We start from the raw sequence: 25,218 nt of genomic DNA, 5'->3' as shown, positions 1-25,218 counted from the left end.
CTCGGACCACGGAGCGTGGGAGCCGAAGGCGGCGAGATCCATGTTCCGGTTGCGGAACAGAGGGTGGGGCGCGGATGCACCGACCGGAGAGAGGAGGCCCACTACGGGCCGTGATTCTCGGGGTGCGCTGCTACGAGAGCGCGCTGATGCGGACGCCGGCGGTCACCGAGAACGCAGGGCGCAGCGCAGAGTGCGCGGGCGCGGCATGGCCAGTGGCCTGTGCGTTGAGCTGAATCATCATCATCGGTAACCTCCTTTCGTGTGGCGATCCGGAGGAAATGGTAGCGAACACGAGCGGGCAGCGTCAAGCGTTTCCGTATCTTACGGCGTGTCGTCGAGCGGTATCGGTTCGACGAACGCCCGCGCGGGATGACGGCTGAAGCCCGTGATTCCGGTAGCGTAGCGGCGTGATTCTCCCCGGACGAGCGGTGCCCGCATGCATCTGAAGAGCCTGACGCTCAAAGGGTTCAAGTCGTTCGCGCAGCCGACGAGCTTCGTCTTCGAGCCCGGCGTGACCTGCATCGTCGGCCCCAACGGGTCGGGCAAGTCGAACGTCGTCGACGCCCTTGCCTGGGTGATGGGGGAGCAGGGCGCGAAGACGCTCCGCGGCGGGAAGATGGAGGACGTCATCTTCGCGGGCACCTCGACGCGGGGCCCGCTCGGGCGCGCTGAGGTGCAGCTCACGATCGACAACGCCGACGGTGCCCTCCCGATCGAGTTCGCCGAGGTCACGATCAGCCGCACGCTGTTCCGCAACGGGTCGAGCGAGTACGCGATCAACGGCGAAGGATGCCGGCTCCTCGATGTGCAGGAGCTTCTCAGCGACTCCGGACTGGGCCGCGAAATGCACGTGATCGTCGGGCAGGGGCGCCTCGACACGGTACTGCAGGCTTCTCCCGAGGACCGGCGGGGCTTCATCGAAGAGGCGGCGGGAATCCTCAAGCATCGCCGCCGCAAGGAGAAGACCCTCCGCAAGCTCGATGCGATGGAGGCGAACCTCACCCGTCTCAGCGACCTGGCGGGGGAGATCCGCCGTCAGCTCAAGCCGCTCGGGCGCCAGGCGGAGATCGCGCGCGAGGCGCAGACGATCGCTGCCGTCGTGCGTGATGCGAAGGCCCGGATCTTCGCGGACGACGTCGTCGCGCTGCGTACGGCTCTCGCCGACCACACGCGTACCGAGCACGAACGCCACACCGAGCGGCTGGTCCTGTCAGACCAGGCCGAAACGGTGCGAGCGAGTATCGCTCGGCTCGAACAGGATCAGAACTCGGTCGCCGTCGATCAGGCCCGGAGCGTGGCCTTCGGTCTGGAGCAGGTGCAGGAGCGGATGCGCGGACTCTACACGCTCGCGAACCAACGCCTGGCGCTGCTCGGATCCGAAGATGACGACGCTGCCGTCACCGCCGTCACCGTGACCCAGGCCACTATCGATGAGGCGAAGGACGAGATCGACGTGATCTCGGCCGGTCTCGGCGACGCGCAGGATGCGGCGGCGTCGGCGAGCCGTGACGTCGTGCACGCCAGGGCTGAGCTCGACACGCTCGATGTGGACATCGCCGAGCAGAGTGCGCTGGTGTCGGAATACGACATGCGCCTCTCGGCGCTGCGCGGTACCGCTGACGCTGCGGCCTCGGCTCTCGCCGCCGTGCGAGGCGCGGTGCTTCGTCAGGAGAACGCGCTCGAGGCGGCGAACACGCGCAGGCGGGAGGCTGCCGAGGCGCTCGAGGCGATCGACGATGCCGAAGCGCCCGAGGGCACCGCCGTCGAACATGCGGCCGCATACGAGAGCGCGCAGCGGGCGGCGACAGCCGCGGAGGCCGAGCGGGAGACTCTGCGTGAGCGACTGCATGCGGCCGAGCGTGAGGTCGACTCCCTGACCGCGAAGGCCGCGGCCCTGAGTAGTGCTCTGGCCCTGTCGGGCGGCGCCGCCGAGATCGTCAAAGCCGGCGGAAAGGGCATTCGCGGACTCGTCGGAGACGCCGTGCAGGTCCGTGCCGGCTTCGAAGCGGCGATCGCCGCGGTCCTCGGTCCGCTCACAGAAGGCGTTCTCATCGACACTGCGGCCGACGCTTTCGCCCAGGCGGCAGAAGCTGCCGAGAACCGCAGGGGAGTCGTCGACTTCGTCGTCGCCGACGCGCTTCGTCCAGAGCCCGTCGCCGCCCCGATCGAGGGCGTCACACCCGCGGTCGAGACTGTGACGGCACCCGACGGTGTGCTGGGCATCCTGTCGCACGTTCTGATCGCAGACGATCTGGGCGCCGCCCGTGTCGCGCGCACGGCGCTCGACGGAGCCGGGGACACTTCGACGACGATCGTGACCGTCGGGGGCGACGTGATCACCGCCCAGACGCTACGCACCGGGTCCGGTGGCGAACGATCGCGACTGGAGCTCGCGGCGGAGCGGGATGCCGCCGCCGAGCGACTGGCGGAGATTCAGATCGTGGTGGACTCGCTCCGCGAGGCGCGGGAGGACGCGAACGAAGCAGTCGAGACGACCAGACGCCAGGCGAAGGACGCACTCCGTGCACTGCGCGAGCATGATGCAGCCCTCGCCACCCACGCCGAGCAGGTGAACCGGGTCACCGTCCGCCACGAATCCGCGGTCGCCGAATGCGAGCGACTCGAAACCGGCCTGGCCCAAGCGCAGGCCGCCGTGTCCGATGCGGAGGCGAAAGCGGAAGCCGCCAAAGCTGCGCTGGACGAGGCGATCGCGGCTCCGCGTCCGGTCCTCGACGCCTCCGCGCGAGACGGGCTGCTCGAGACGCTCGAGATGGCCCGTGAGGGCGAGGTGCGAGCGCGGCTGGAGATCGAGACGCTGCGGGAACGCGTGCGCGCGGCCCAGGCGCGGGTGACGAGTCTCGAGCGGCAGCGCGAGCAGGAGCGCGATGCCGCGGCCGAAGCGGCGCGGCGTGCGGTGATCCGTCGTGCCCAGCGCGAAGCGGCTTCGGGCGTCGCGGAGGAGCTGCCGCGGATCCTCGACTCCCTCGACCGCTCGGTCACCGAGGCGCGCCTGGCCCTGGCCGAGGCGGAGGCCGCGCGTTCGGCGCAGAACGAGGAGCTCGTCGGGCTCCGCGCCCAGGAGACGTCGCTGCGGGAGCGCCTCGCGGGTCTGACCGAGAGCGTGCACGGTCTCGAGTTGCAGATCCACGAGAAGAAACTCCATCTCAACAGCCTGCTCGAGCGGGTCTCGTCTGAGCTGGCCCTCGACGAAGATATTCTCGTCGCGGAATATGGCCCTGATCAGCTCGTACCGCGCGACCCGGGAGTCGAGCACCCCGCAGACGAGCTACTCGACGACACGGCGATCCCCTTCGACCGCCGCATCCAGCAGCGCCGTCTGGCCGATGCCGAGCGGAAGCTTGCGCAGCTCGGACGCGTCAATCCGCTGGCGCTCGAGGAGTTCGCCGCGCTGGAGCAGCGCCATGCCTTCCTCACCGAGCAGCTGGCCGATCTCACGCAGACGCGTCAGGACCTCCTGACGATCATCGCCGACCTCGACGAGCGCATGCAGACCATCTTCGCGAGCGCCTTCGAGGACACGAAGGAGGCGTTCGGTCAGGTCTTCCCGCTGCTGTTTCCCGGTGGCACGGGGAGCATCTCCCTCACCGACCCGGAGAACATGCTGACCACCGGCATCGAGGTGTCGGTGCGTCCGGTCGGGAAGAAGATCGAGCGACTCTCGCTGCTCTCCGGCGGTGAGCGTTCGCTGGCCGCGGTCGCCCTGCTCGTGGCGATCTTCAAGGCGCGGCCGAGCCCGTTCTACATTCTCGACGAGGTCGAGGCGGCGCTCGATGATGCGAACCTGGGGCGCCTGCTCACGGTGTTCGAGCAGCTGCGAGAGAGCTCCCAGCTGTTGATCATCACGCACCAGAAGCGCACGATGGAGATCGCCGACGCCCTTTACGGAGTCTCGATGCGCCAGGACGGCGTGTCGGCGGTCGTCGGTCAGCGCGTGGGGGACCGGGCCGCAGCCGCGGTGTGACCTGCTCTGCTCGGGACGGCGTGGTCCGGCCCGCGCTACCCGTAGGCTGGAGGGATGGCGGAGAAGTCCTGGTCTCTCGGTCGCGCACTGCGCGGCATGTTCGTCAAGCCCACCATCGACCAGACGACGTGGGAGGACCTCGAGACGGCGCTGATCACGGCCGACTTCGGGCCTGACATCAGCGAACGCGTCGTCGAGGAGCTGCGTGCCAAGGTCGACAAGTACCGCACGACCGATCCTCGGGACCTCCAGCGCATGCTGCGCGAGACCCTCGAAGAGCACTTCGCGAAGTTCGACACGACACTCAAGCTCACCGAGCGTCCGGCGGTCGTGCTGGTCGTCGGCGTCAACGGCGTCGGCAAGACGACGACCATCGGCAAGTTCACCAAGTTCCTCCGCGGCTATCAGCGCAGTGTCGTCGTCGGTGCAGCCGACACGTTCCGTGCTGCGGCCGTCGACCAGCTCGCCACCTGGGCCCAGCGCGGGGGAGCGGCGATCGTCCGTCCGCAGCAGGAGGGCCAGGACCCCGCTTCCGTTGCCTTCCAGACGGTCGAGTACGCCAAGCGGGAAGGGATCGAGATCGCGATCATCGACACCGCCGGCCGCCTGCACACCAAGGGCGGGCTCATGGATGAGCTCACCAAGGTGCGCCGTGTCATCGAGAAGCAGGCGCCCATCAGCGAGGTGCTGCTGGTCCTCGATGCCACGACGGGCCAGAACGGCGTGATGCAGGCCGAGGCTTTCCTGGAGCACGCGGGCGTCACGGGGCTCGTCCTGACCAAGCTCGACGGTTCCGCGAAGGGCGGGTTCGTGCTTGCGGTGCAAGAGCGCACCGGCATCCCCGTGAAGCTGCTCGGACAGGGCGAGGGGATCGACGATCTCACCGGATTCACCCCCCATGTGTTCGTCCAGTCATTGGTCGGTTGATGACGGGACTACCGCAGTGAGCACGAGGCTGGTTTCATAGCGTTATGGCGATCGAACACGACTACTTCGGACTCCTGTCCTCGGGCCCCGACGGCTCGATCTTCTGGTCGGAGACCGTCGAACTCGGAGACCAGAGCGTCACCGTCGATCTGACCGCTCCGGACCAGGACGACGTGTCCGCGGACGCGCTGGACATCGCCGCGGGTCTCATCGCCGGACTTGAGAACGTCGACGGCACCGCGCGGCGCGGGATGCTCTCCGAGGTCGATGACCGTACCAGCGAGGTGACCGAGTACATCCTCCAGCAGCAGGAGGCCTACGGCGACGATCTCCCCGAGGTCCTCGTCGACGTGTCAGGGGATGCGGCCGTGGACATCATCCGGTCGCTGCGCCTGATGAGCATGACCATCCTCGCCGACGAGCACGGCGGTTCGGAGCCCTTCGCCGTCCTCGAGTACGCCCTGGACGACAGCTCATCCGACGACGTCCTGCTCGTGAATCTCGGCTCGGACGGCACAGTGCAGTCGGTGATGAGCGCCGACTGAACCACCGCCCGGGCATATACCCGGGGCGGCGGTCGTTCAGACGGCCTGCGCGAAACCGAGGTCGGCGCTCTCGGCGATGTGCGACAGGTGGTCGGGGATATCGCGTCCCTTGGACACCATCGACTGCGCCCACAGACGTCCCGCACGGTACGATGACCGCACCAGGGGACCTGCGAGCACGCCCAGGAAGCCGATCCGCTCGGCCTCTTCCTTGAACTCGACGAATTCCGCCGGCTTCACCCATCGCGCGACCGGCAGGTGACGGGGCGTGGGCCGGAGGTACTGCGTGATCGTGATGATGTCGCAGCCGGCCTCGTGCAGGTCGTTCAGGGCTTGCACGACCTCTTCCGGCTCCTCGCCCATGCCGAGGATCAGGTTCGACTTCGTGATCAGGCCGGCATCGCGTGCCTGGGTGAGGACGTTCAGCGAGCGCTCATAGCGGAACGCGGGGCGGATGCGCTTGAAGATGCGGGGCACCGTCTCTACGTTATGGGCGAACACCTCGGGCCGGGCGTCGAAGATCTGGCCCAGGAAGGCCGGGTCGGCGTTGTGCTCGTTCGCGAGCAGCTCGACTCCGGTGTTCGGGTTGAGCTCATGGATCTTCCGTACGGTCTCCGCGTTGAGCCACGCGCCGGTGTCGGGCAGATCGTCGCGGGCGACGCTCGTCACCGTGGCGTAGCGGAGGTTCATCCGTGCCACGCTCTCGGCGACGCGCCGGGGCTCGTCGGTGTCGTACGCATCGGGCTTTCCCGTGTCGATCTGGCAGAAGTCGCATCGACGGGTGCACTGGGAGCCGCCGATGAGGAACGTCGCCTCGCGATCCTCCCAGCACTCGTAGATGTTCGGACAGCCCGCCTCCTGGCACACCGTGTGCAGGTCCTCGCTCTTGACGAGGGAATGGAGTGCCGTGTACTCCGGGCCCATCTTCGCCTTGGTCTTGATCCACTCCGGCTTGCGCTCGATCGGCGTCTCCGCGTTCCGGATCTCGAGACGGAGGAGCTTGCGGCCATCGGGGGCGGCGGTCATGCGGGGACTCCTGTCAGTTCGGTGCGACCGTATTCGGTGACGAAGGCCTGGGTCACCGCTTCGACGAGATCGAGCGGGGAGACGGCGGCGCCGACGACCTCGCTCGCGGTCGTGACGCCGGCGTCTGTGATGCCGCACGGGACGATGCCCTGGAATCCGGCGAGCGTGTTGTCGCAGTTGATCGCGAAGCCGTGCATCGTCACCCCCTGCTGCACCCGCACGCCGATCGCAGCGACCTTGTCCTCGGAGAGCGGGCGTCGCACCCACACTCCGCTTCGACCGTCGACCTGATAGCCGTCGATCCCGAACGGTTTCAGGACTTCGATGAGGAGGCGCTCCAGACGACGCACATGCGCGACGACGTCGATGGGCTCGATCAGCCGCACGATCGGATACCCCACCAGCTGCCCCGGGCCGTGCCAGGTGATCTTGCCCCCGCGGTCGACATCGATCACCGGGGTGCCGTCTTGCGGACGCTCGTGCGGCTCGGTGCGCTTCCCCGCCGTGTAGACGGCCTCGTGTTCGAGGAGGATCAGCGTGTCCGGGCGGAGGCCCGCGACCACGTCGGCATGGACACGTCTCTGCAACTCCCACCCTTCGATGTACGGCACAGGCGTCGGAGCGAACCCCGGAGTGAGGATCTCGAGCATCACGCTCTCCTTCTCTGGTTAATTGGACTGAGGGCAACAATACTCCTCCTGTGGTTGCCGGGTGCCGGCGCTTCGCGTCGCGGTAGCGTGAGGGCATGAGTTCCACCGGCCGAGCAGGGCGCCCGAAGGCGTCTTCGCGAGAGACTCTCGCGGAGGCGGCCTGCGAGCTCTTCCTGGAGCGTGGGTACGACGCGACGTCGGTGGCGGACATCACCCAGCGAGCCGGCGTGAGCAGATCGAGCTTCTTCAACTACTTCACATCGAAGAGCGACGTGCTGTGGTCGGGCATGGACGAGCGCATCGGCGAAGCGATCCGGTCACTCGGCGGGCTGGGGAGCGGGGCATCCGGAGATGCGGTGCGCCGGATCCTGCTCCTCGTCGTGCACGGTTTCGAGCCGGATCCGCTCGCCCTCGCGCTCCGCAACGCCGCGGCGATGGGATTGCAGGATGAGCTCGTGAGGGACACGGGCCTCCGTCTGGCACGGCTTTCCGATGCTGTTGCTGTCGCGGCGCGGAGTGCCGGTATCGACGTCATCCGTGCCGACATCGTCGGAGCAGCCTACGCCGCTGCCGTGCTCTCGGCGCTGCGCGTCTGGGCTGAGCAGGGGGCGGGGCGAGGAACGCCGGAGGCCGTGTTGCACGAGGCGCTCGGCGTGATCAACGACCTCCCCTGGAAAGAATGATCGCCGCGGACGAAACGTGGTGAACCGGACAGGTCATGAGTGAACCCACCCCTGAGGAGGAACTCATGATTCGAGACCAGTTGGACGAACTGCTGGACGCGTCGGCACCGCCGCCGCGCGTGACGATCGAGTCGGCGGAACTGCGCGCGATGCTCGCCGCGGCGAAGACCGTCGTGCAGCCGCCACGGAAGAAGCGTCGCACCGTGGTGCTGAGCGGAGCGCTGGGGCTTCTTCTCGTCGGCGGTGCCGGCATCGCGACCGCGTCGTCGGATTGGCTCTGGATCCCGGGGCTGGAGAACCCCGACCGCAGCTACTCCTACACGTCGCCCACCTGGGGTGAGTGTGAGATCCGTTACAGCGGCTGGGATACGCACGACCCGCTGACGCAGGGACAGGTCGATCGGATCATCGACGAGTGGTTCGCGAACACGGATGTCGAAGTGGCCGCAGAACCGTATGTGGCGGAGCAGCTCGCTGCCGTCGAGGCTGATCTGGCTGCGTCGGAGGAGACAGCCACGGATCCGCGGCAGCCTGACCTGAACGCGTGGCGAGCGCACGATCAGGCCCTCTCCATGGCGCTGTACGAGGAGCTGAAGGCCAACGGCTTCGACACTGGACGCGGCGACCTGGAGGGCTCCGACGCGCACAGCCAGCTGCACTGCGAAGACGAGGACTGGGGCGGCGAGGGTGGCACTCCGTGAGTCGGCACCCGGAGGATGCGTTGCTCCTCGCGGCTTTTGAGGCGAGCGCGTCGGATCTACTCGCATACCTCTCGCGTCGAGTCGGCCCCGACGACGCTGCAGATCTCCTGAGCGAGACCATGGTCGTCGCGTGGCGCCGCGTTCGTCGACTGCCTGACGATCCCGAGCGTGCACGGATGTGGTTGTTTGGCGTTGCACGCGGAACGCTGCTCAATCATTCGCGCGGGGAGCGGCGGCGCTGGGCGCTGGCGGACCGCATTCGTTCTCACGTCTCGCAGGAGCTTTCGACGGCCCCTGCCGACGCGGGCGCAGAGGTACGCGATGCGATCTCGCGTCTCGACCCGGACCTCGCCGAACTCGTCCGTCTGGTGCACTGGGACGGTTTCTCCCTGACCGACGCGGCCGAACTGCTGGGGGTTCCCGCGTCGACGGTGCGGGGGCGCTACCAGAGGGCGAAGGTCGAGCTCCGCGCCGCGCTGAGCGTGGAGGCTCCACTCGCGTAGAATCGACAGCACCATGGCTACCTTTGGCACGCTCTCCGATCGACTCACCGAGACCTTCCGCAATCTGCGCACGAAGGGAAAGCTCACTGCTGCCGACGTCGACGGCACCGTGCGCGAGATCCGCCGCGCACTGCTCGACGCCGACGTCGCACTCGTCGTCGTCAAGGAGTTCACCGCGAAGGTGCGCGAACGCGCCCTCGGTGACGAGGTCAACAAGGCGCTGAACCCCGCGCAGCAGGTCGTCCAGATCGTCAACGAGGAACTGGTGCAGATCCTCGGCGGCGAGCAGCGGCGCCTGCAGTTCGCGAAGACCGCACCGACCGTCATCATGCTCGCGGGCCTGCAGGGTTCCGGTAAGACGACCTTCGCGGGCAAGCTCGCGAAGCAGCTCGAGGGGGAGGGCCACACGCCTCTCCTGGTGGCCGCCGACCTCCAGCGCCCGAACGCCGTCAACCAGCTGCAGGTGGTGGCCGAGCAGGCAGGTGCCGCGGTCTACGCGCCCGAGCCCGGCAACGGTGTCGGCGATCCCGTGAAGGTATCGCGCGAGGGCGTCGAGTACGCGCGTCGTCAGCAGCACGACGTCGTGATCATCGACACCGCGGGTCGTCTCGGCGTCGATGCCGAGCTCATGAAGCAGGCCGCCGACATCCGCAAGGCCGTGGACCCCGATGAGGTTCTGTTCGTCATCGACGCGATGATCGGTCAGGATGCCGTCAACACGGCGAAGGCGTTCCAGGAGGGTGTCGACTTCACCGGCGTCGTCCTGTCCAAGCTCGACGGCGATGCCCGCGGTGGGGCGGCGCTGTCGGTGGCCTCGGTCACCGGTCGTCCGATCATCTTCGCCTCCACAGGAGAGCGTCTCGAAGACCTCGAGCCGTTCCACCCCGACCGCATGGCGAGCCGCATCCTCGACCTCGGCGACATCCTGACCCTCATCGAGCAGGCCCAGCAGGCCTTCGATGAGGAAGAGGCCATGAAGATGGCCGAGAAGCTCGCGACCGAGGCCTTCACCCTCGAGGACTTCCTCGACCAGCTTCAGCAGATGAAGAAGATGGGTTCGATGAAGAAGATGCTCGGGATGCTCCCGGGCATGGGTCAGATGAAGCAGCAGCTCGAAGACTTCGACGAGCGTGAGATCGACCGCACCGAGGCCATCATCCGCTCGATGACCCCGGGGGAGCGTCGCAACCCCAAGGTGCTCAACGGCTCGCGTCGTCTGCGCATCGCGCGTGGTTCCGGCATGACCGTCACGGACGTGAATCAGCTGGTGCAGCGCTTCGAGCAGGCCGCGAAGATGATGAAGACCGTGGCCCGCGGCGGCACGCCGAACATTCCCGGTATGGGTGCGGTCCCCGGAATGGGGCGGCCTGGCGCATCCTCGAAGCGCGGCAAGAAGACGAAGTCCTCCGGTGGCTCGCGTTCGGGCAACCCGGCGAAGCGCGCGGCGGAGAACGCCGGAATCACCGCGACCTCGACGCCGACCGGTTCGGGCTTCGGCCTCGGTGGTGCTGCAGGCCAAGCGCCGAGTGAGGCCGACCTCGCCGAGATCCAGAAGCTGTTCGGCAAGGGCTGAACCGCGCTCAGCGCGGAGCGGCCAGGGCGGCGGATGACGTCTGCCGCGATCGCCTGGCGTCTGCGGCCGGCGGCCGGGCGACGATCTGTCCGAGGATGAGCGCGCCGATCGTGAGGGTCAGGCCGAACGCCTGGACAACCGTGAAGCGCTCACCCGCGACCAGCACACCCAGGATCGTCGCGACGATGGGGGAGAGTAGTGCGAGCAGGCCCGGCGCGATCACCGGGAGCTGCTGGATGCCTCGGAACCACAGCGTGTACGCGACGATCCCGCCGGCGGTGCCGAGCCAGAGATAGCCGAGCGCGGCTCCACCGTCGATCGCGGCGGGCACGCCTTCGACCGCGAGTGTGAGCGGGAGCAGCAGCAATCCACCAGCCGAAAGCTGCCATCCGGCGTACGCGATCGGGCCGACCCCCTCAGGCCGCCCCCAGCGCTTGGTGAGGATCATCCCCGCTCCGGTGGCGGTGACGCCTCCGATCGCAGCCAGCACACCCCAGAAGTCGAGTTCCGCGGCCGGCCCCAGGACGACGAGCGCCACGCCGCCGGCTCCGATGACTGCCGCCGCTGCGGTGAGGGGTCTGATCCTCTCCTGCAGGACGAGGGCGCCGAGCATCAGCACGATGAGCGGTTGAGCTCCCGCAACAGCGGCGGCGACTCCGCCGGGAAGCCGCTCGGCCGCCAGGAACAGGAGGGGGAAGAAAGCCCCGATGTTGAGCGCGCCGAGCACGAAGGACTTCCACCACCACGACCCGTGGGGCAGTCGTCGGCTGATGAGCACGGCCAGCAGCCCGGCCGGGAGGGCGCGGAGCAGGCCGGCGAAGAGCGGATGACCCGGCGGAAGCAGCTCCGTGGTTACGAGGTATGTGGTCCCCCAGGCGATGGGGGCGAGTGCGGTCAACAGCACGAGCGTCAGGCGGTTCATATCTCCAGCGTGCCCCCCGCGATCATATGAGTCCAACGCATGCTTGTCACGCCACCCATGAGGTGAAATCATCGACGGATGGAACTCCAACAGCTCCGGTATGTCGTCGAGGTGGCCGCGGCCTCCAGCTTCACTCGTGCGGCCGAACGGTGCTTCGTCACGCAGTCCGCGTTGAGTCATCAGATCGCCGCTCTCGAGCGTGAGCTCGGTCAGCGACTGTTCGTGAGATCGAGTCGCAGCGTTCGTCTGAGCGAGGCGGGGGAGGCGTTCCTGGAGCACGCGCGGACGGCGCTCCGGGCGGCAGAGCAGGCGCGGGAGAGCGTAGCCGCAGCGGTGGGCGTGGTGACCGGCACGCTCCGGATCGGCGTCATCCCGACGGTGACCGCCGTCGACATCCCGGAGGTGCTGGTCGCGTACCGGGCCGCGCATCCGCTCGCGCGAGTCGAGCTGCAGGTGGGGAACAGCGACGTGCTGATGACGCGCCTGCGTCACGGGGAACTCGATGTCGCTCTGCTCGGCCTGCGCGAAGGAGCGGAACCACTCGGGGTGGCTTCGCGTGTACTCTCTCGTGACCGGCTGGTGGCGGCATTCCCTCGTGGGCATGAGCTCTGCGAGACAGGCGCGCTGACGCTCCATGACCTCGCCGGTGCGACGTTCGCCGACTTCCCGGCGGGCACCTCGGGGCGCGCGCAGAGCGATGCCGCCTTCGCATCCGCGGAACTGTCGCGGGATGTCGCCTTCGAGGCGGACTCCGCCACCCTCCTCCTCGGTCTGGTCGCCGCCGGGCTGGCGGTGACTCTGCTCGCACCGGGGACGATCGAACGATCTGCGGCAGATGTCGCGACCGCCGAGGTCCGCGACGGTCCCGTACGCGTGGAGCACCTGGCGTGGGACCTCGCGGCACCACGGAATGTGGCGAAGGCCTTCCTCGCCGTCATTGACGACGTCGTTCCCGGGAACGCGAAAGCGGGCCCGGAGGAGCACTCCGGACCCGCTTTCCTGTGACGTCAGGTCACTTCACGTCGTCGTCGACCCAGTCCATCGACTTGGTGACGGCCTTGCGCCACAGGCGCAGCTGACGGTCGCGCTCCGCGTCCTCCATGGAGGGCTCCCAGCGCTTGTCTTCCTGCCAGTTCGCGGACAGGTCATCCAAGCCGTTCCAGAATCCGACGGCGAGGCCGGCTGCGTACGCTGCGCCGAGTGCCGTCGTCTCTGCGACGACCGGGCGCACCACCGGCACGCCGAGCACGTCGGCCTGGAACTGCATGAGCGCATCGTTGGCGACCATGCCGCCATCGACCTTGAGCTCGGTCAGGTCCACTCCGGCGTCGGCGTTGACCGCATCGAGCACGTCGCGAGTCTGGAAGGCCACGGCCTCCAGCGCAGCGCGCGCGATGTGGTTCTTGTTGGCGTAGCGGGTGAGGCCCACGATCGCGCCACGGGCGTCCGAGCGCCAGTATGGCGCGAACAGACCCGAGAACGCCGGGACGATGTACACGCCGCCGTTGTCCTCGACCTGCTCGGCCAGCTTTTCGACCTCGGGGGCCGAGGAGATGATGCCGAGCTGGTCACGCAGCCACTGGATGAGGGACCCGGTGACGGCGATGGAGCCCTCCAGCGCGTAGTGCGTCGGGCCGTCGCCGAGCTTGTACCCCACAGTGGTGAGCAGCCCGTTCTTCGAGTGGACGATCTCCTCGCCCGTGTTGAAGATCAGGAAGCAACCCGTTCCGTAGGTGTTCTTGCTCTCGCCGGTCTGGAACGCGGCCTGCCCGAACGTCGCCGCCTGCTGGTCGCCCAGGATGCCGGCGATCGGCGTCTCGCGCAGCAGCGACGAGCTCTCGGCGGTGCCGTATACCTCGGACGAGGAGCGGATCTCCGGCATCATCGAGCGCGGCACGCCGAACGCCTCGAGGATGTCGTCGCGCCACTCGAGCGTCTCGAGGTCCATGAACATCGTGCGGGAGGCATTCGTGACATCCGTGACGTGCACGCCGCCATCGGCTCCACCGGTGAGGTTCCAGAGGACCCAGCTGTCGGTGGTGCCGAAGATCAGGTCGCCCGCCTCCGCCTTCTCGCGCGCACCCTCGACGTTCTCGAGGATCCAGGCGATCTTGGTGCCGGAGAAGTACGTCGCCAGCGGGAGGCCGACGACCGGCTTGAACCGCTCGACGCCGCCGTCAGCCGCCAGGCGGTCGACGATGTCCTGCGTGCGGGTGTCCTGCCAGACGATCGCGTTGTAGGCCGGCTTCCCGGTCTTCTTGTCCCACACGACGGCGGTCTCGCGCTGGTTCGTGATGCCGACGGCGGCGATGTCGTGACGCGTCAGATCGGCCCGGCCGAGGGCCAGCCCGATGACCTCCTGCACGTTGCGCCAGATCTCGGCCGCGTCGTGCTCGACCCAACCAGCCTTCGGAAGGATCTGTTCGTGCTCCTTCTGGCCGGTCGCGACGATGCTGCCCTTCTTGTCGAAGATGATCGCGCGACTCGACGTCGTTCCCTGGTCGATGGCGATGATGTAGTCAGCCACTTGTGCTCTCCTTTGAATTCAGTGCGATGGGGTGTGCGTCAGGCGGCGAGGCCGAGCAGCACGGGTGCAGCAAGGGCGGCGATCACACCACCGATGAGGGGGCCGACGACGGGGACCCACGAGTAGGACCAGTCGCTGGCGCCCTTGCCCTTGATCGGCAGGATCGCGTGAGCGATGCGCGGACCGAGGTCACGGGCGGGGTTGATCGCGTAGCCGGTCGGGCCACCGAGAGAGGCGCCGATGCCGACCACGAGCAGGGCCACCGGAAGCGCGGTGAGCGGGCCGAGGCCCCCGGGAACGCCGACCTCGATGTCGCCGTAGTCGGCGAACGCGAAGATGCCGAACACGAGCACGAAGGTGCCGATGATCTCCGTCACGAGGTTCCAGCCGTAGGAACGGATGGCGGGGCCGGTGGAGAAGACGCCGAGCTTGTTGGCAGCCTCCGGCTCCTCGTCGAAGTGCTGCTTGTAGGCGAGCCAGACGACGATCGCACCGAGGACGGCTCCGACGAGTTCCGCCGCCGTGGCGGTGAGGAACATCACGACGCTGATCTTGCCGGCGACCATGAGGCCGATACCGACTGCAGGGTTGAGGATCGCACCGGAGTACGCGGAGACGAGCACACCGGCGAAGACCGCGAGGCCCCATCCCCAGTTGACCATCAGGAAGCCTCCGCCGAAGCCCTTGTTCTTCGCAAGTGCCACGTTGGCGACCACACCACAACCGAGGAGGACCAGCATCGCTGTGCCGACCAACTCCGAGAGCAAGTAGAGACCGAGATTCACATCAGCCATGTCTTCTTTGACCTTTCTTGTGTGTCGGGGCCCCTCTGCCCCGACACGTTATGAGGGGTTGCGCCGCGAGGAGGGCGGCAGTTCGAAGTCCGATCAGCCGCGGGTGCGGGATCGGATATCGAGTCCGTGTCGATCGTTCAGCAGCTGGCGCGTCTGGTCGAGCTCGGCGTCGTGGCGCGAGCGGTCCCAGCCGAGCATCGGTGCGAGCGCATCGGCGATCTCATCGAGCACCTCGGCGTCGGCGTTGCCGGTGAAGGCGATGCTCGTGCGGCGGAGCACGATGTCCTCCAGGCGCGCCACCATCTCGTTGTGCACCATCCACTCGAGTTCGCGGGTGGAGAGGTCGCCGCCGGCAAGGGGGGAGTCCGGTCCCTGCTCGACGTACGCCCACACGTCCGCCGCGCGGGTTCCGTATCTCGCGAGCAGCTGGTCGGCACGTGCCCCGGCGCCGGGGAGGTTCTCCTGGATCCAGATCCGGCGTGCCTTCTCAGTACGCGGGAACTCGCGGCCGCCGCCGATCGCGCGTCCGGCGGTGGAGACTGTCCTGGTGCGGTCGATCAGGCTCAGCACGGTGTCGGAGAGCGACTCGCCGAGCGCGCGGAACGTGGTCCACTTGCCGCCGACGAGGCTGACGAGCGGGACGGCACCCTTCTCATCGACTTCGATGCGGTAGTCGCGTGACACGAACCCGGGGGCGGTGTCCTCGTGACGCGGCAGCGGACGGATACCGGAGAACTTGTAGACGATCTGATCGCGGGAGACCGGAATCGTCGGGAAGACGTGGTGGATCAGTTCGAAGAAGTAGTCGACCTCTTCCTCCGTGCACACCGGGACCTCGCGCGGGTCGGCGTCGATGTCGGTGGTGCCGACGAGCACTCGTCCCTTGAGCGGGTAGATGAGGACGATGCGGCCGTCGGAGTGTTCGAAGAAGATCTCCCGGCCCTGCGTCGCCTCGAGAAGCTCCGGGTGGTCCAGCACGATGTGCGAACCCTTGGTGCCTCCCATGAACCGGGTGTCCTCGCCGAGTGCGTCGTTCGTGAGGTCCGTCCAGGGGCCGGAGGCGTTCACCACCACGTCGGCGTGCACGCGGAATTCGGTTCCGCTCTCGCGATCGCGGAGGACGACCTCATCGCCCTCGCGCGCGATCGCCTCGACGTAGTTGAGTGCATGCGCTTCGGGGTGCGCTGCGCGACCATCCTGGAGCACGTCGAGCGCGAGACGCTCGGGGTCGTGCATCGAGGCGTCGTAGTAGGTCGCCGTGTACTTGATGTTCGGGTCTAGCGAGGGCAGCTCTGCGAGTGACTTCTTCCGACCGAGGAAGCGGTGTCGGGGCACCATCCCGCCGTCACGCGAGAACGTGTCGTAGATCGTCAGACCGACCTTGATCAGGAACGCGCCGCGCTCCTGGGGCTTGCCGCTCTTGTGCGTCAGGAACCTCAGAGGCGCGGAGAGGATACCCGAGAACGTGGAGTAGATCGGGATGGTCGTCTGCAGTGGCTTCACGTAGTGAGGGGCGATCTTGAGCAGTCCGTTGCGCTCCTCGACGGACTCGCGCACGAGCCGGAACTCGCCGTTCTCGAGATAGCGGATGCCGCCGTGGATCATGTGGCTCGATGCGGAGGATGCGCCGGAGGCGAAGTCTCCTCGTTCGACGAGCAGCACGTCGACTCCCTGGAGTGCCAAGTCACGGAACGTGGAGATCCCGTTGATCCCGCCGCCGATGACGAGGACGCTCGTGCGTCCGGATTCGCGGACGGCGCGAACCTCCGCGCGCTCCGCTGACGAGTGTGTGGAATCGATCATCGTCGACCCTCTCTTCCTTACTTGCCAACCAGCATCGACCTGTGTGGCATCCCGCGCAAGCCCACTGCACATATGTGCAAGGATCGAGGGTGAGGAGGTCACGATGGTCGGTCAGAGCGCGGAAACCCGCGATAGCAAGCTGATCGCGGCGCTCACTGCCGCGCAGCTCTACTACATGCAGGACAAGACGATGGAGGTGATCGCGCAGGAGCTCGGCACCTCCCGGTCCTCGGTCTCTCGACTCTTGAGCTTCGCCCGGGAGAGCGGCCTGGTCGACATCCGCATCAATTCACCGCTGGAGCGGCTGGGCATGCTCGAGCAGCGCATCCGTGACCGGCATCGGGTGGCCGCACATGTCGTTCCCATGCCCGAGATCCTCAGCGAGGTGGAACGACTCGAGCGCGTCGCGCTCACGGCCGGGCGCCTGCTGTCGCAGTTCGTCGACTCCAACATGATCATCGGTGTGGCCTGGGGATCGACGATCAGTGCGGTGAGCCGCGGCCTCACGCAGAAGGAGACGCACAACACGACCTTCGTGCAGCTCAACGGGGCGGGCAACACCCAGACCACCGGTGTCGAGTACTCCAGCGACATCCTGCAGCGGTTCGGCAGTGCCTTCGGCGCGCAGGTGCAGCAGTTCCCCGTTCCTGCCTTCTTCGACGACCCTGCGACCCGGGAGGCGATGTGGCGCGAACGCAGCACCCGTCGAGTCCTCGATCTGCAGGCGAAGATGGACGTCGCGGTCTTCAGTCTTGGGTCTCCGGCTGCCGAGGTCCCGAGTCGTGTGTACGTCGGCGGATATCTCGGGCGCGACGACTACCGCAGCCTGCGCGAGGATCACGCGATCGGTGACGTCGCCACGGTGTTCTTCCGGTCAGACGGCTCCTGGCGGGATATCCGTGTGAACGCCAGGGCGACCGGGCCGGGGCTCGACCGCCTGCGTCGCGTTCCGCGACGGATATGCGTCGTTTCGGGCATCCCGAAGCTGGTGAGCCTCCGGGCCGCCCTCTCTGCCGGGCTCATCACCGACGTCGTTCTGGATGAGGGACTCGCCCGGCGTCTCGTCGAGGACTGAGTCGCCGCCGGCAGAGTCCGGGGCTACGCGCCTTCCGTCGAGGACTCGGGTCCGGAACGGAACTCGCGGATGAGGTGCTGCACGACGGCGGTGAGATCACCGGCGGTGGCGTTCGCGATCACGAGCTGACGTTCGTAGCTGGCCCCGTTCTCGAGGGTGACGGCGTTGTTGCCGAATTCGCGGACGCAACCGAGTTCCACAGCCACGGGCGCCAGCTCATCGAGGACTTCGGCGAGATGCTCTCGCACCGGGCGCTGCGTTCCGGCCGCATCGACGATGACCCGTGCGTCGAGCCCGTATCGCGCCGCGCGCCACTTGTTCTCCCGGTGGAACCACGCCGGGAGTTCGGGAAGGGCCCGCCCCTCGTCGAGCTCACGGGAGAAGTGCTCGACGAGCACCTGCACGAGCGCCGCGACCGACGCAAGCTCCGGCAGCGTCGAGAGGCCGTCGCACGCTCGCACCTCGATGGTCCCCCAGCGTGGAGCGGGACGGATGTCCCAGCGCACCTCCGTGGCATCCGCCATCACGCCGGTGCGGACCATGTCGTCGAGATACGACTCGTACTGGGACCAATCTCGCAACGGCCAGGGGAGTCCGGCCGTCGGAAGCTGTTGGAACACCAGCGCGCGGTTCGAGGCGTAGCCGGTGCGCTCGCCCGCCCAGAACGGACTCGACGCCGACAGGGCCTGGAGATGGGGGAGGTATGCCGAGAGCGCGTTGATGATGGGGAAGACCTTGCGCTGGTCTTCCACCCCGATGTGCACGTGGATCCCCCAGATCATCATGTTGCGACCCCACCACTGGGTGCGCTCGATGAGGGTGTGATACCGCGACTTGTCGGTGACCTCCTGATCGAACCACTGCGCGAACGGGTGGCTGCCCGCCGACAGCAGTTCGATGCCCGCCGGGTCGGTCGCGGTGCGCACGGCGGTGATGGCGTTCGCGATGTCGTCGACGGCGTGCGCGACGGAATCGCCGATCCCGCTCGTGACTTCGATCGTGTTCGTGAGCAGCTCGCCGGTGACGGTGTGGCGCTCATCCTCGCTCTCGGCTTCGAGCGCCGCCAGCAGTTCCGGGGCGCGTCCGACGAGGTCACCGCTCACGGGATCCGCGAGCATGATCTCCCATTCGAGGCCGACGGTGGATCGGGCGGAAGAGGCGAACTCGAGTTTCACCCGCACAGTCTGACACGCGGGCGACGCGACACGACAACGGCCGTTGCGCCACGTTTCGCGCCGGGCGCGAGGATCTGGCAGAATAGAGGGTCGGACGACCTGCTCGACCCTCTATCCAGCAGGTGTCCACACTCATTTGAGCTTCCGCCGGGTGTGCACCCCACTCTCCAGGCGATCAGTTCGTTTCCTTCCACACAATTCAGGAGAATCGTGGCTGTCAAGATTCGTCTCAAGCGCCTGGGCAAGATCCGTGCGCCGTACTACCGCATCGTCGTCGCCGACTCGAAGACCAAGCGCGATGGTCGCGTGATCGAGGAGATCGGCAAGTACCACCCCACCGAGGAGCCCTCGTTCATCGAGGTCGACTCCGAGCGTGCGCAGTACTGGCTCTCCGTCGGCGCGCAGCCGACCGAGCAGGTCGCCGCCATCCTCAAGATCACGGGCGACTGGGGCAAGTTCAAGGGCGACGCCGACGCGAAGTCCACCCTCAAGGTGAAGGAGCCCAAGGCTCCCTTCGAGATCGACGCATCCAAGAAGTCCGTCGTCAAGCCCAAGGCCGAGAAGAAGGTGGAGGCCCCCGCTGAGGAGGCTCCCGCCGCGGCCGACGCGGAGGCCGCTGAGGCCCCCGCCGCCGACGCAGAGTAATCCGCCGTGCTCGCCGCCGCGCTCGAACACATCGTCAAGGGGATCGTCGATCACCCGGAAGATGTCCGCATCAATGAATCCACATCGCCGCGAGGCGACCTCCTCGAGGTGCGCGTGCACCCCGATGACCGTGGACGCGTGATCGGGCGCGGCGGCCGCACAGCCAAGGCCCTTCGCACCCTCGTCAGCGCGCTCGCTGACGGGCGTCGGGTCCGCGTCGATGTCGCGGACGACTGACGTGGTGCCGAAGGACCGCAACCAGGGCAAGAATCAGCTGCGCGTCGGGCGTCTCGTGAAGGCGCACGGCCTCAAAGGCGGCCTCAAGCTCGAGCTGTACACCGACAATCCGGCGGGTCGTTTCACCCCCGGTGCCGGCTTCACGGTGCAGGTGCCCGAGGCATCGCCGTGGCACGGCAAGGACATCACCGTTCGCGAATACCGTTTGATGAACGGGAATCCGGTCGTCTTCTTCGAAGATGTCGATGACCGAGAATCCGCCGAGAGCCTCGTGAAGGCGATCCTCTGGATCGACCAGGACGTCGATGAGGTCGAGGACGACGCGTGGTTCGATCACCAGCTCGTGGGGCTCGACGTCGTTCGCGACGATGCGGTCATCGGCCGGGTCATCCGCGTCGAGCACTTCCCGGCGCAGGATCTGCTCATCGTGAAGTCCGGCGAGAACGAGGTCATGGTCCCTTTCGTGGCCGCCATCGTCCCCACCGTCGACGTCTCGGTCGGTCGTCTGATCGTGACGCCGCCGCCGGGACTCTTCGAGGAGCTCCCCGACGCCGCGGATGCCGAGCAGCCGTCGGGCTCGGACGCCGAAGCCCCTGAGTGACCGCTGATACGGTTCCCCCGTGCGCATCGACGTCCTCTCCATCTTTCCGTCCTACTTCGACGGCCTGACGCTCTCCCTCCTCGGGAAGGCGCAGCACGCCGGCATCATCGACCTTCGCGTGCATGACCTCCGCGACTGGACGTCCGATCGTCACAACACGGTCGACGACACCCCGTACGGCGGTGGCGCCGGCATGGTCATGAAGCCGGAGCCATGGGGTCTTGCTCTCGATGACGTCGCCGGTCCGTCCGATACGGCGGGGGCCGAGCGACCGACCATCATCTTCCCGTCACCTGCCGGTGAGGTCTTCACGCAGAAGACCGCACGGGCGCTGGCCACCCATGAGCACCTCGTCTTCGGGTGCGGACGTTACGAGGGCATCGACGAACGCGTCTTCGAGTACGCAGCCGACCTCGGCGAGGTGCGCCTCATCAGCCTCGGGGACTACGTCTTAAACGGGGGAGAGGTCGCCACGATGGCGATGATCGAGGCGATCGGGAGGCTCATCCCCGGCGTCGTCGGCAATCCGGAAAGCCTCGTCGAGGAGTCGCACGAGGACGGGCTCCTGGAGTACCCCTCGTACACGAAGCCCGCTTCATGGCGCGAGCGGGCGGTGCCGGACATCCTGCTGAGCGGCAACCACGGGGCGATCGCCACCTGGCGCCGCGAGCAGCAGTTCGAGCGCACCAGGCTGCGTCGCCCTGATCTCCTCCCGGACGACGAGACCTCGCAGTCCTGACCGGGATCGACGCCGAATCCGCTCGGATGCGCCTGTCAGAGCATCCGCTCCGAGGTGCCATCGATCTCGAAGACCACGCCGTGCGGATGTCTCAGTCCGAGCGCGTTCGACGCATCGAGACGTCGTAGCTCGGCACGCAGCATCCGTCCGATCATCTCGTGGCTCACGAGCAGCGGTGTCCCCTCGGACGCCCATCCGCAGCTGCTGAGGGCCTTTCGCGCTCGGGAACGGGCTTGCGCGTAACTCTCACCGCCGGGGAATGCCCATCCGTAGCGATTGGCGGCGCGCTCCTCTCTGGCCATCGGATACGCCGCGTCGATCTCGTCCCAAGTCATACCCGCCAGCGCACCGTGATCGAGATCGGCGAGTTCCGGCACCTCAATGACCTCGGCCCCGAGCCGGTCAGCGATGATGACCGCGGTCTGCATGGCTCTACCGAGCGGGCTGGAGCACACGGTGAGCACGCCGGCGTCACCGAGGCGGGAGGCGATTGCGCGGGCTTGGGCGATGCCTTCGTCGGTGAGGGGCGAGTCGAGCTGACCCTGCAAGCGGTGTTCGACGTTCCACACGGTCTGACCATGCCGAGCGAGGAGAAGACGCTCCGGCACATGGCGATCCTGCGGAATCATGGACTCAGGATGGCATACGGCCTCGCGTTTCGGCTCGTGGCGCGGGTCAGTCCACGCCGAGGAACGATCGGTCGGTCAGGATGATGGGGCCGTCTTCCGTGATCGCGATGGTGTGCTCGGAGTGGGCGCCGCGTGAACCGTCAGCGCTGCGCAGGGTCCATCCGTCGGGGTCGGTGACCAGCTCGTCTGTCGTCGCGAGGAGCCAGGGCTCGAGTGCGAGGACCAGGCCGGCCCTCAGGGGAAAGCCCCGGCCGGCGCGGCCGTCGTTCGGCACGTGCGGGTCCCCGTGCATCGTGCGTCCGACTCCGTGCCCACCGAAGTCGGTATTGATCGAGTAGCCCTCGCCGTGTGCGATGGCGGCGACGGCCGCGGAGATGTCGCCGATGCGGTTTCCGACCGTTGCGGAGTCGATCGCGGCGGTCAGGGCGCGTTCGGTGGTACCGATGAGTTGAAGGTCTTCTTCACGAGCCGCGCCGACGACGAACGACACCGCCGAGTCGGCGACCCAACCGTCGACCGACACTGCGAAGTCGAGGGTGACGAGGTCGCCGTCACGCAGTGTGTAGTCATGGGGGAGGCCGTGCAGCACGGCGTCGTTGACCGAGGTGCAGATCACCTTGCCGAACGGACTCGCTCCGAACGAGGGGTGATAGTCGATGTAACACGACTCTGCGCCGGCCTTGCGGATCATGTCGTGTGCGCGGCGATCGATCGAGAGGAGGTTCGTCCCGACCTTCGTCTCGTCGCGCAGGGTCGCCAGTGTCTCGGCCACGAAACGTCCTGCGGCGCGCATCTCGTCGATCTCGGCAGGGGTGCGCAGTTCGATCATCGGGTTTCCTCTCGTCGTCTCCATTCTCCCTGATCCGGCGCGGGCGGTTCCCCGACCGCTCTCAGCGAACACCGGGCCGCAGGGGCGGGTGTCGTCGTACGATCTGATCATGTGGTTGCGACAGGCCTTCTTCCGCTGGCTCCTCCCGGCGGCGTTCCTCCTGCCGCTCTGGCTGCTGATCGGCTGGGGGGTCTTCCAGGGTGGCTGGTCCATTCTCTGGGTGCTGCTCATCGCGATGCCGTCCGTCTTCGTCGGACAGCTCCTGCTCACGCTCCTGACGCGCTCGCGCCCGTCCGTTCGCATCGAGCGGGCCGTATCGTGGTGGGATGTCATCGGCTTCACGATCTGGAACGGGCTGACCATCGCCGTCGGCTTCTTCATCGACGGGGCTTTCCCGTGGTTGCTGACCGGCGCGATCGTCGCGGGCATCGCACTGATCTGGTTGCAGCTCTGGCAGCTGTGGAACGAGGCGAAGGGGAGCGGGACCCGACTGCGCGAGACCATCACCTGGTCCACGATCCCGCCCGTCAACGAACCTGCCCCTCCCACGCGCGCACACGAGATCATCGTGGTGCGGGAGACCGACGGCCGCGACTGAGGTCAGCGTTTTGGCCGGGCGCGGCATCCATGGCAGAATGAGTGTTTGTGCTGTGACCGGCTCTGCCACAGGGGAGCCCGCGGACGTTCGCCGTTCCGTACAGCTCACTCCCTTCTTGTTCCTTTGAATACATGCATGCGACCTGTGGCGGGTGCAGAGAGAGATGATCATGCAGATCCTCGACGCCGTCGACGCGGCTTCCCTTCGTTCGGACATCCCGGACTTCTTCCCCGGTGACACCGTCAAGGTTCACGTCAACATCACCGAGGGCAGCCGCTCTCGTATCCAGGTCTTCCAGGGTGTCGTCATCGGCCGTCAGGGCGACAGCGTGCGCGAGACCTTCACGGTCCGCAAGATCAGCTTCCAGGTGGGCGTCGAGCGTACCTTCCCGGTGCACTCCCCGGTGATCGACCACATCGAGGTCGTCACCCGCGGTGACGTGCGTCGCGCGAAGCTCTACTACCTCCGCCAGCTCCGTGGCAAGAAGGCCAAGATCAAGGAGAAGCGCGACCGCTGAGTCGCAGGTTCTCCACAGCACCCCAGGACACGATGTCCTGGGGTGCTGTGTTCTGTCCCCGGTGTGCGAACCTTGATACCGTCGCGCCAGAGCGGTGTATGACTCGAGAAGGAACCTGATGACTGATTCGCCGGCCGCGCGCACTTCCAGACGACGCGGGTTCCTGGTCTTCCTCCGCGACGTGCTGGTGATCATCGTGATCGCCGCCCTCGTGTCCTTCGTGGTCAAGAGCTTCGTCGTGAGGTCGTTCTACATTCCGTCGGCCTCGATGGAGCGCACCCTTCTCGTGAAGGATCGGATTCTCGTCGACGAGCTGACCCCTCGGTGGACCGACTATGCACGTGGCGATGTCGTCGTCTTCAAGGATCCGGGCGGCTGGCTCGATCCACAGCCGCAGACGCCCGCTCAGCCTCCGCTCGTTCAGGCGGTCGACTGGGTCCTCAACTTCGTCGGCATCTCCGCGACGGACTCGCAGGACCACCTCGTGAAGCGCGTGATCGGTTTGCCCGGCGATCATGTCGTGTGCTGCAACGCACTCGGCCAGATCACGATCAACGGCGCCCCGATCGACGAACTCAGCTACCTGAACCTCCCCGAGGGCGACACGGCCGCCTCGAACGAGACGTTCGACGTGGTCGTTCCCGATGACTCGGTCTGGCTGCTGGGCGACAATCGCGATCGATCGCGCGACGCGCGCGCACATCAGGACCTCCCCAGCGGGGGCTTCGTCCCGATGGAGAACATCGTCGGCAAGGCCTTCCTGACGACCTGGCCTCTGGATCGCATGGGACCGATCGACGGCCACCACGACACGTTCAACGGAGTTCCGGACCCCGAATGACCGTGATCACCCCGAAGCTGACCCTGGAACGCAAACTCCTGGGGGAGTGCGGCGTGATCATCGCGCTGGATGAGGTGGGTCGAGGCGCACTCGCCGGTCCCGTCGCCGTCGGCGCCGCGATGATGGATGCGGCAGGCGTGCGACGTCGCGTGCCGGATGGTCTGCGTGATTCCAAGCTCGTGACGGAGAAGCGTCGGCCCGATGTCGCGGCACGCGCAGCGGCGTGGGTGCAGGCCTCTGCCGTCGGCTGGGCGAGCGCCGAAGAAGTCGACCAGGTCGGCATCATGCGGGCCCTCGGACTCGCCGCATCGCGCGCTGTGTCGGCGATCGCTGCGCAGGGGGCTTCGATGGACGAGGCGCTCGTTCTGCTCGACGGGAACCACGATTACGTCTCCCGAGTGCATTCGTCGCCGCTGCGCGTGCGACCCGTCATCAAAGCCGACCGCGACTGCGCCTCCGTGTCTGCGGCCTCCGTGATCGCGAAGGTGGCCCGCGACCTGTACATGGCCGAACTTCACGAGAGCCATCCTGCGTATCAGTGGAATCGCAACAAGGGCTACGCGAGCCCCGAACACCGCGAGGCCATCCGGCGCAACGGGCTGTCTCCTTTCCACCGTGCGTCGTGGGCCATCGCCGACGCCCCGACCCTGTTCTGATCCAGACCTGCATCGGCCGGCGATGCCGCGCCTCGTGCGC

The 25,218-nt window shown here is 67.2% G+C and carries 26 protein-coding genes; 17 read left to right on the top strand and 9 right to left on the bottom strand.

Annotation, left to right across the window (positions count from 1 at the left end):
- Positions 1 to 436 precede the first annotated feature (436 nt).
- The 3 genes from smc to ACCO44_RS13515 are packed head-to-tail and all read left to right on the top strand — an operon-like array spanning position 437 to position 5,454.
- On the top strand, positions 437 to 3,982 hold the full coding sequence (gene smc / locus ACCO44_RS13525) for a chromosome segregation protein SMC (RefSeq protein ID WP_372466919.1): 3,546 nt from the start codon (positions 437 to 439) through the stop codon (positions 3,980 to 3,982).
- Between the two features lie 54 nt (positions 3,983 to 4,036).
- Positions 4,037 to 4,909, top strand: a complete 873-nt coding sequence (gene ftsY / locus ACCO44_RS13520) for a signal recognition particle-docking protein FtsY (RefSeq protein ID WP_372466916.1) — start codon at positions 4,037 to 4,039, stop codon at positions 4,907 to 4,909.
- 44 nt (positions 4,910 to 4,953) lie between these two features.
- A complete protein-coding gene (locus ACCO44_RS13515) occupies positions 4,954 to 5,454 on the top strand; it encodes a DUF2004 domain-containing protein (RefSeq protein WP_372466914.1) in 501 nt (166 codons plus the stop codon).
- Between the two features lie 36 nt (positions 5,455 to 5,490).
- On the opposite strand, the gene lipA is transcribed toward ACCO44_RS13515, so the two are convergent.
- Positions 5,491 to 6,480 carry a lipoyl synthase gene (gene lipA, locus ACCO44_RS13510; protein ID WP_105709850.1) on the bottom strand — a complete coding sequence of 330 codons (990 nt, stop codon included), beginning with the start codon at positions 6,478 to 6,480 and terminating at the stop codon, positions 5,491 to 5,493.
- Complete coding sequence (gene lipB, locus ACCO44_RS13505) at positions 6,477 to 7,130, bottom strand: lipoyl(octanoyl) transferase LipB (protein ID WP_372466912.1); 654 nt, start codon at positions 7,128 to 7,130, stop codon at positions 6,477 to 6,479. The genes lipA and lipB overlap by 4 nt, the downstream gene beginning before the upstream one ends.
- Positions 7,131 to 7,225: 95 nt before the next feature.
- Here lipB and ACCO44_RS13500 point away from each other — a divergent pair, with 95 nt between their 5' ends.
- The 4 genes from ACCO44_RS13500 to ffh all read left to right on the top strand — a co-directional run bounded on the left by ACCO44_RS13500 (position 7,226) and on the right by ffh (position 10,590).
- Positions 7,226 to 7,813 (top strand): TetR/AcrR family transcriptional regulator, encoded by a 588-nt coding sequence (locus ACCO44_RS13500; RefSeq protein WP_262000867.1) that lies wholly within the window; start codon positions 7,226 to 7,228, stop codon positions 7,811 to 7,813.
- 65 nt (positions 7,814 to 7,878) lie between these two features.
- Positions 7,879 to 8,514 carry a hypothetical protein gene (locus ACCO44_RS13495; RefSeq protein WP_372466910.1) on the top strand — a complete coding sequence of 212 codons (636 nt, stop codon included), beginning with the start codon at positions 7,879 to 7,881 and terminating at the stop codon, positions 8,512 to 8,514.
- The gene (locus ACCO44_RS13490; protein WP_372466908.1) at positions 8,511 to 9,017 is read left to right on the top strand and encodes an RNA polymerase sigma factor; all 507 of its coding nucleotides are present in this window, start codon (positions 8,511 to 8,513) and stop codon (positions 9,015 to 9,017) included. Before ACCO44_RS13495 ends, ACCO44_RS13490 begins: the two co-directional genes overlap by 4 nt.
- A gap of 13 nt (positions 9,018 to 9,030) precedes the next feature.
- Positions 9,031 to 10,590, top strand: a complete 1,560-nt coding sequence (gene ffh, locus ACCO44_RS13485) for a signal recognition particle protein (protein ID WP_372466906.1) — start codon at positions 9,031 to 9,033, stop codon at positions 10,588 to 10,590.
- A gap of 7 nt (positions 10,591 to 10,597) precedes the next feature.
- On the opposite strand, the gene ACCO44_RS13480 is transcribed toward ffh, so the two are convergent.
- Positions 10,598 to 11,512 carry an EamA family transporter gene (locus ACCO44_RS13480; protein ID WP_372466905.1) on the bottom strand — a complete coding sequence of 305 codons (915 nt, stop codon included), beginning with the start codon at positions 11,510 to 11,512 and terminating at the stop codon, positions 10,598 to 10,600.
- A 78-nt stretch (positions 11,513 to 11,590) separates the two neighbouring features.
- Between ACCO44_RS13480 and ACCO44_RS13475 the strand changes: the two genes are divergently transcribed.
- Positions 11,591 to 12,517 (top strand): LysR family transcriptional regulator, encoded by a 927-nt coding sequence (locus tag ACCO44_RS13475; protein WP_372466904.1) that lies wholly within the window; start codon positions 11,591 to 11,593, stop codon positions 12,515 to 12,517.
- A 7-nt stretch (positions 12,518 to 12,524) separates the two neighbouring features.
- On the opposite strand, the gene glpK is transcribed toward ACCO44_RS13475, so the two are convergent.
- The 3 genes from glpK to ACCO44_RS13460 all read right to left on the bottom strand — a co-directional run bounded on the left by glpK (position 12,525) and on the right by ACCO44_RS13460 (position 16,636).
- The gene (glpK, locus tag ACCO44_RS13470) at positions 12,525 to 14,039 is read right to left on the bottom strand and encodes a glycerol kinase GlpK (protein WP_105709856.1); all 1,515 of its coding nucleotides are present in this window, start codon (positions 14,037 to 14,039) and stop codon (positions 12,525 to 12,527) included.
- A 38-nt stretch (positions 14,040 to 14,077) separates the two neighbouring features.
- Positions 14,078 to 14,833, bottom strand: a complete 756-nt coding sequence (locus ACCO44_RS13465; RefSeq protein ID WP_372466903.1) for an MIP/aquaporin family protein — start codon at positions 14,831 to 14,833, stop codon at positions 14,078 to 14,080.
- A gap of 93 nt (positions 14,834 to 14,926) precedes the next feature.
- Positions 14,927 to 16,636: a glycerol-3-phosphate dehydrogenase/oxidase gene (locus ACCO44_RS13460; RefSeq protein ID WP_105709858.1), complete on the bottom strand. Its 1,710-nt coding sequence runs from the start codon at positions 16,634 to 16,636 to the stop codon at positions 14,927 to 14,929.
- Between the two features lie 103 nt (positions 16,637 to 16,739).
- Here ACCO44_RS13460 and ACCO44_RS13455 point away from each other — a divergent pair, with 103 nt between their 5' ends.
- A complete protein-coding gene (locus ACCO44_RS13455; RefSeq protein ID WP_262000870.1) occupies positions 16,740 to 17,711 on the top strand; it encodes a sugar-binding transcriptional regulator in 972 nt (323 codons plus the stop codon).
- A 23-nt stretch (positions 17,712 to 17,734) separates the two neighbouring features.
- Here the strand turns inward: ACCO44_RS13455 and ACCO44_RS13450 are convergent, their stop codons facing one another.
- The gene (locus tag ACCO44_RS13450) at positions 17,735 to 18,886 is read right to left on the bottom strand and encodes a glutamate--cysteine ligase (RefSeq protein WP_262000871.1); all 1,152 of its coding nucleotides are present in this window, start codon (positions 18,884 to 18,886) and stop codon (positions 17,735 to 17,737) included.
- A 210-nt stretch (positions 18,887 to 19,096) separates the two neighbouring features.
- Here ACCO44_RS13450 and rpsP point away from each other — a divergent pair, with 210 nt between their 5' ends.
- The 4 genes from rpsP to trmD are packed head-to-tail and all read left to right on the top strand — an operon-like array spanning position 19,097 to position 21,108.
- A complete protein-coding gene (gene rpsP / locus ACCO44_RS13445) occupies positions 19,097 to 19,531 on the top strand; it encodes a 30S ribosomal protein S16 (RefSeq protein WP_029263511.1) in 435 nt (144 codons plus the stop codon).
- Positions 19,532 to 19,537: 6 nt separating this feature from the next.
- On the top strand, positions 19,538 to 19,768 hold the full coding sequence (locus ACCO44_RS13440; protein ID WP_017830729.1) for an RNA-binding protein: 231 nt from the start codon (positions 19,538 to 19,540) through the stop codon (positions 19,766 to 19,768).
- On the top strand, positions 19,752 to 20,369 hold the full coding sequence (rimM, locus tag ACCO44_RS13435) for a ribosome maturation factor RimM (protein WP_262000872.1): 618 nt from the start codon (positions 19,752 to 19,754) through the stop codon (positions 20,367 to 20,369). Before ACCO44_RS13440 ends, rimM begins: the two co-directional genes overlap by 17 nt.
- 19 nt (positions 20,370 to 20,388) lie before the next feature.
- Complete coding sequence (trmD, locus tag ACCO44_RS13430) at positions 20,389 to 21,108, top strand: tRNA (guanosine(37)-N1)-methyltransferase TrmD (RefSeq protein WP_105709861.1); 720 nt, start codon at positions 20,389 to 20,391, stop codon at positions 21,106 to 21,108.
- A 35-nt stretch (positions 21,109 to 21,143) separates the two neighbouring features.
- On the opposite strand, the gene ACCO44_RS13425 is transcribed toward trmD, so the two are convergent.
- Together ACCO44_RS13425 and map are read right to left on the bottom strand one after the other, a co-directional pair.
- Complete coding sequence (locus ACCO44_RS13425) at positions 21,144 to 21,737, bottom strand: histidine phosphatase family protein (protein WP_231481751.1); 594 nt, start codon at positions 21,735 to 21,737, stop codon at positions 21,144 to 21,146.
- A gap of 46 nt (positions 21,738 to 21,783) precedes the next feature.
- Positions 21,784 to 22,566: a type I methionyl aminopeptidase gene (map, locus tag ACCO44_RS13420; RefSeq protein ID WP_372466900.1), complete on the bottom strand. Its 783-nt coding sequence runs from the start codon at positions 22,564 to 22,566 to the stop codon at positions 21,784 to 21,786.
- A gap of 109 nt (positions 22,567 to 22,675) precedes the next feature.
- Between map and ACCO44_RS13415 the strand changes: the two genes are divergently transcribed.
- The 4 genes from ACCO44_RS13415 to ACCO44_RS13400 all read left to right on the top strand — a co-directional run bounded on the left by ACCO44_RS13415 (position 22,676) and on the right by ACCO44_RS13400 (position 25,178).
- Positions 22,676 to 23,164, top strand: a complete 489-nt coding sequence (locus tag ACCO44_RS13415; protein ID WP_262000875.1) for an MFS transporter permease — start codon at positions 22,676 to 22,678, stop codon at positions 23,162 to 23,164.
- Between the two features lie 169 nt (positions 23,165 to 23,333).
- Positions 23,334 to 23,681, top strand: a complete 348-nt coding sequence (gene rplS / locus ACCO44_RS13410; RefSeq protein WP_017830722.1) for a 50S ribosomal protein L19 — start codon at positions 23,334 to 23,336, stop codon at positions 23,679 to 23,681.
- A gap of 118 nt (positions 23,682 to 23,799) precedes the next feature.
- Positions 23,800 to 24,522, top strand: a complete 723-nt coding sequence (gene lepB / locus ACCO44_RS13405; RefSeq protein WP_372466898.1) for a signal peptidase I — start codon at positions 23,800 to 23,802, stop codon at positions 24,520 to 24,522.
- A complete protein-coding gene (locus tag ACCO44_RS13400) occupies positions 24,519 to 25,178 on the top strand; it encodes a ribonuclease HII (RefSeq protein ID WP_029263504.1) in 660 nt (219 codons plus the stop codon). Before lepB ends, ACCO44_RS13400 begins: the two co-directional genes overlap by 4 nt.
- The last annotated feature ends 40 nt before the right edge of the window (positions 25,179 to 25,218 follow it).

Source organism: Microbacterium maritypicum (genome assembly GCF_041529975.1).
Taxonomy (GTDB): domain Bacteria; phylum Actinomycetota; class Actinomycetes; order Actinomycetales; family Microbacteriaceae; genus Microbacterium.
Note: the sequence above shows the minus strand (reverse complement) of the source record. Positions and strands in the feature narration are given on the sequence as shown.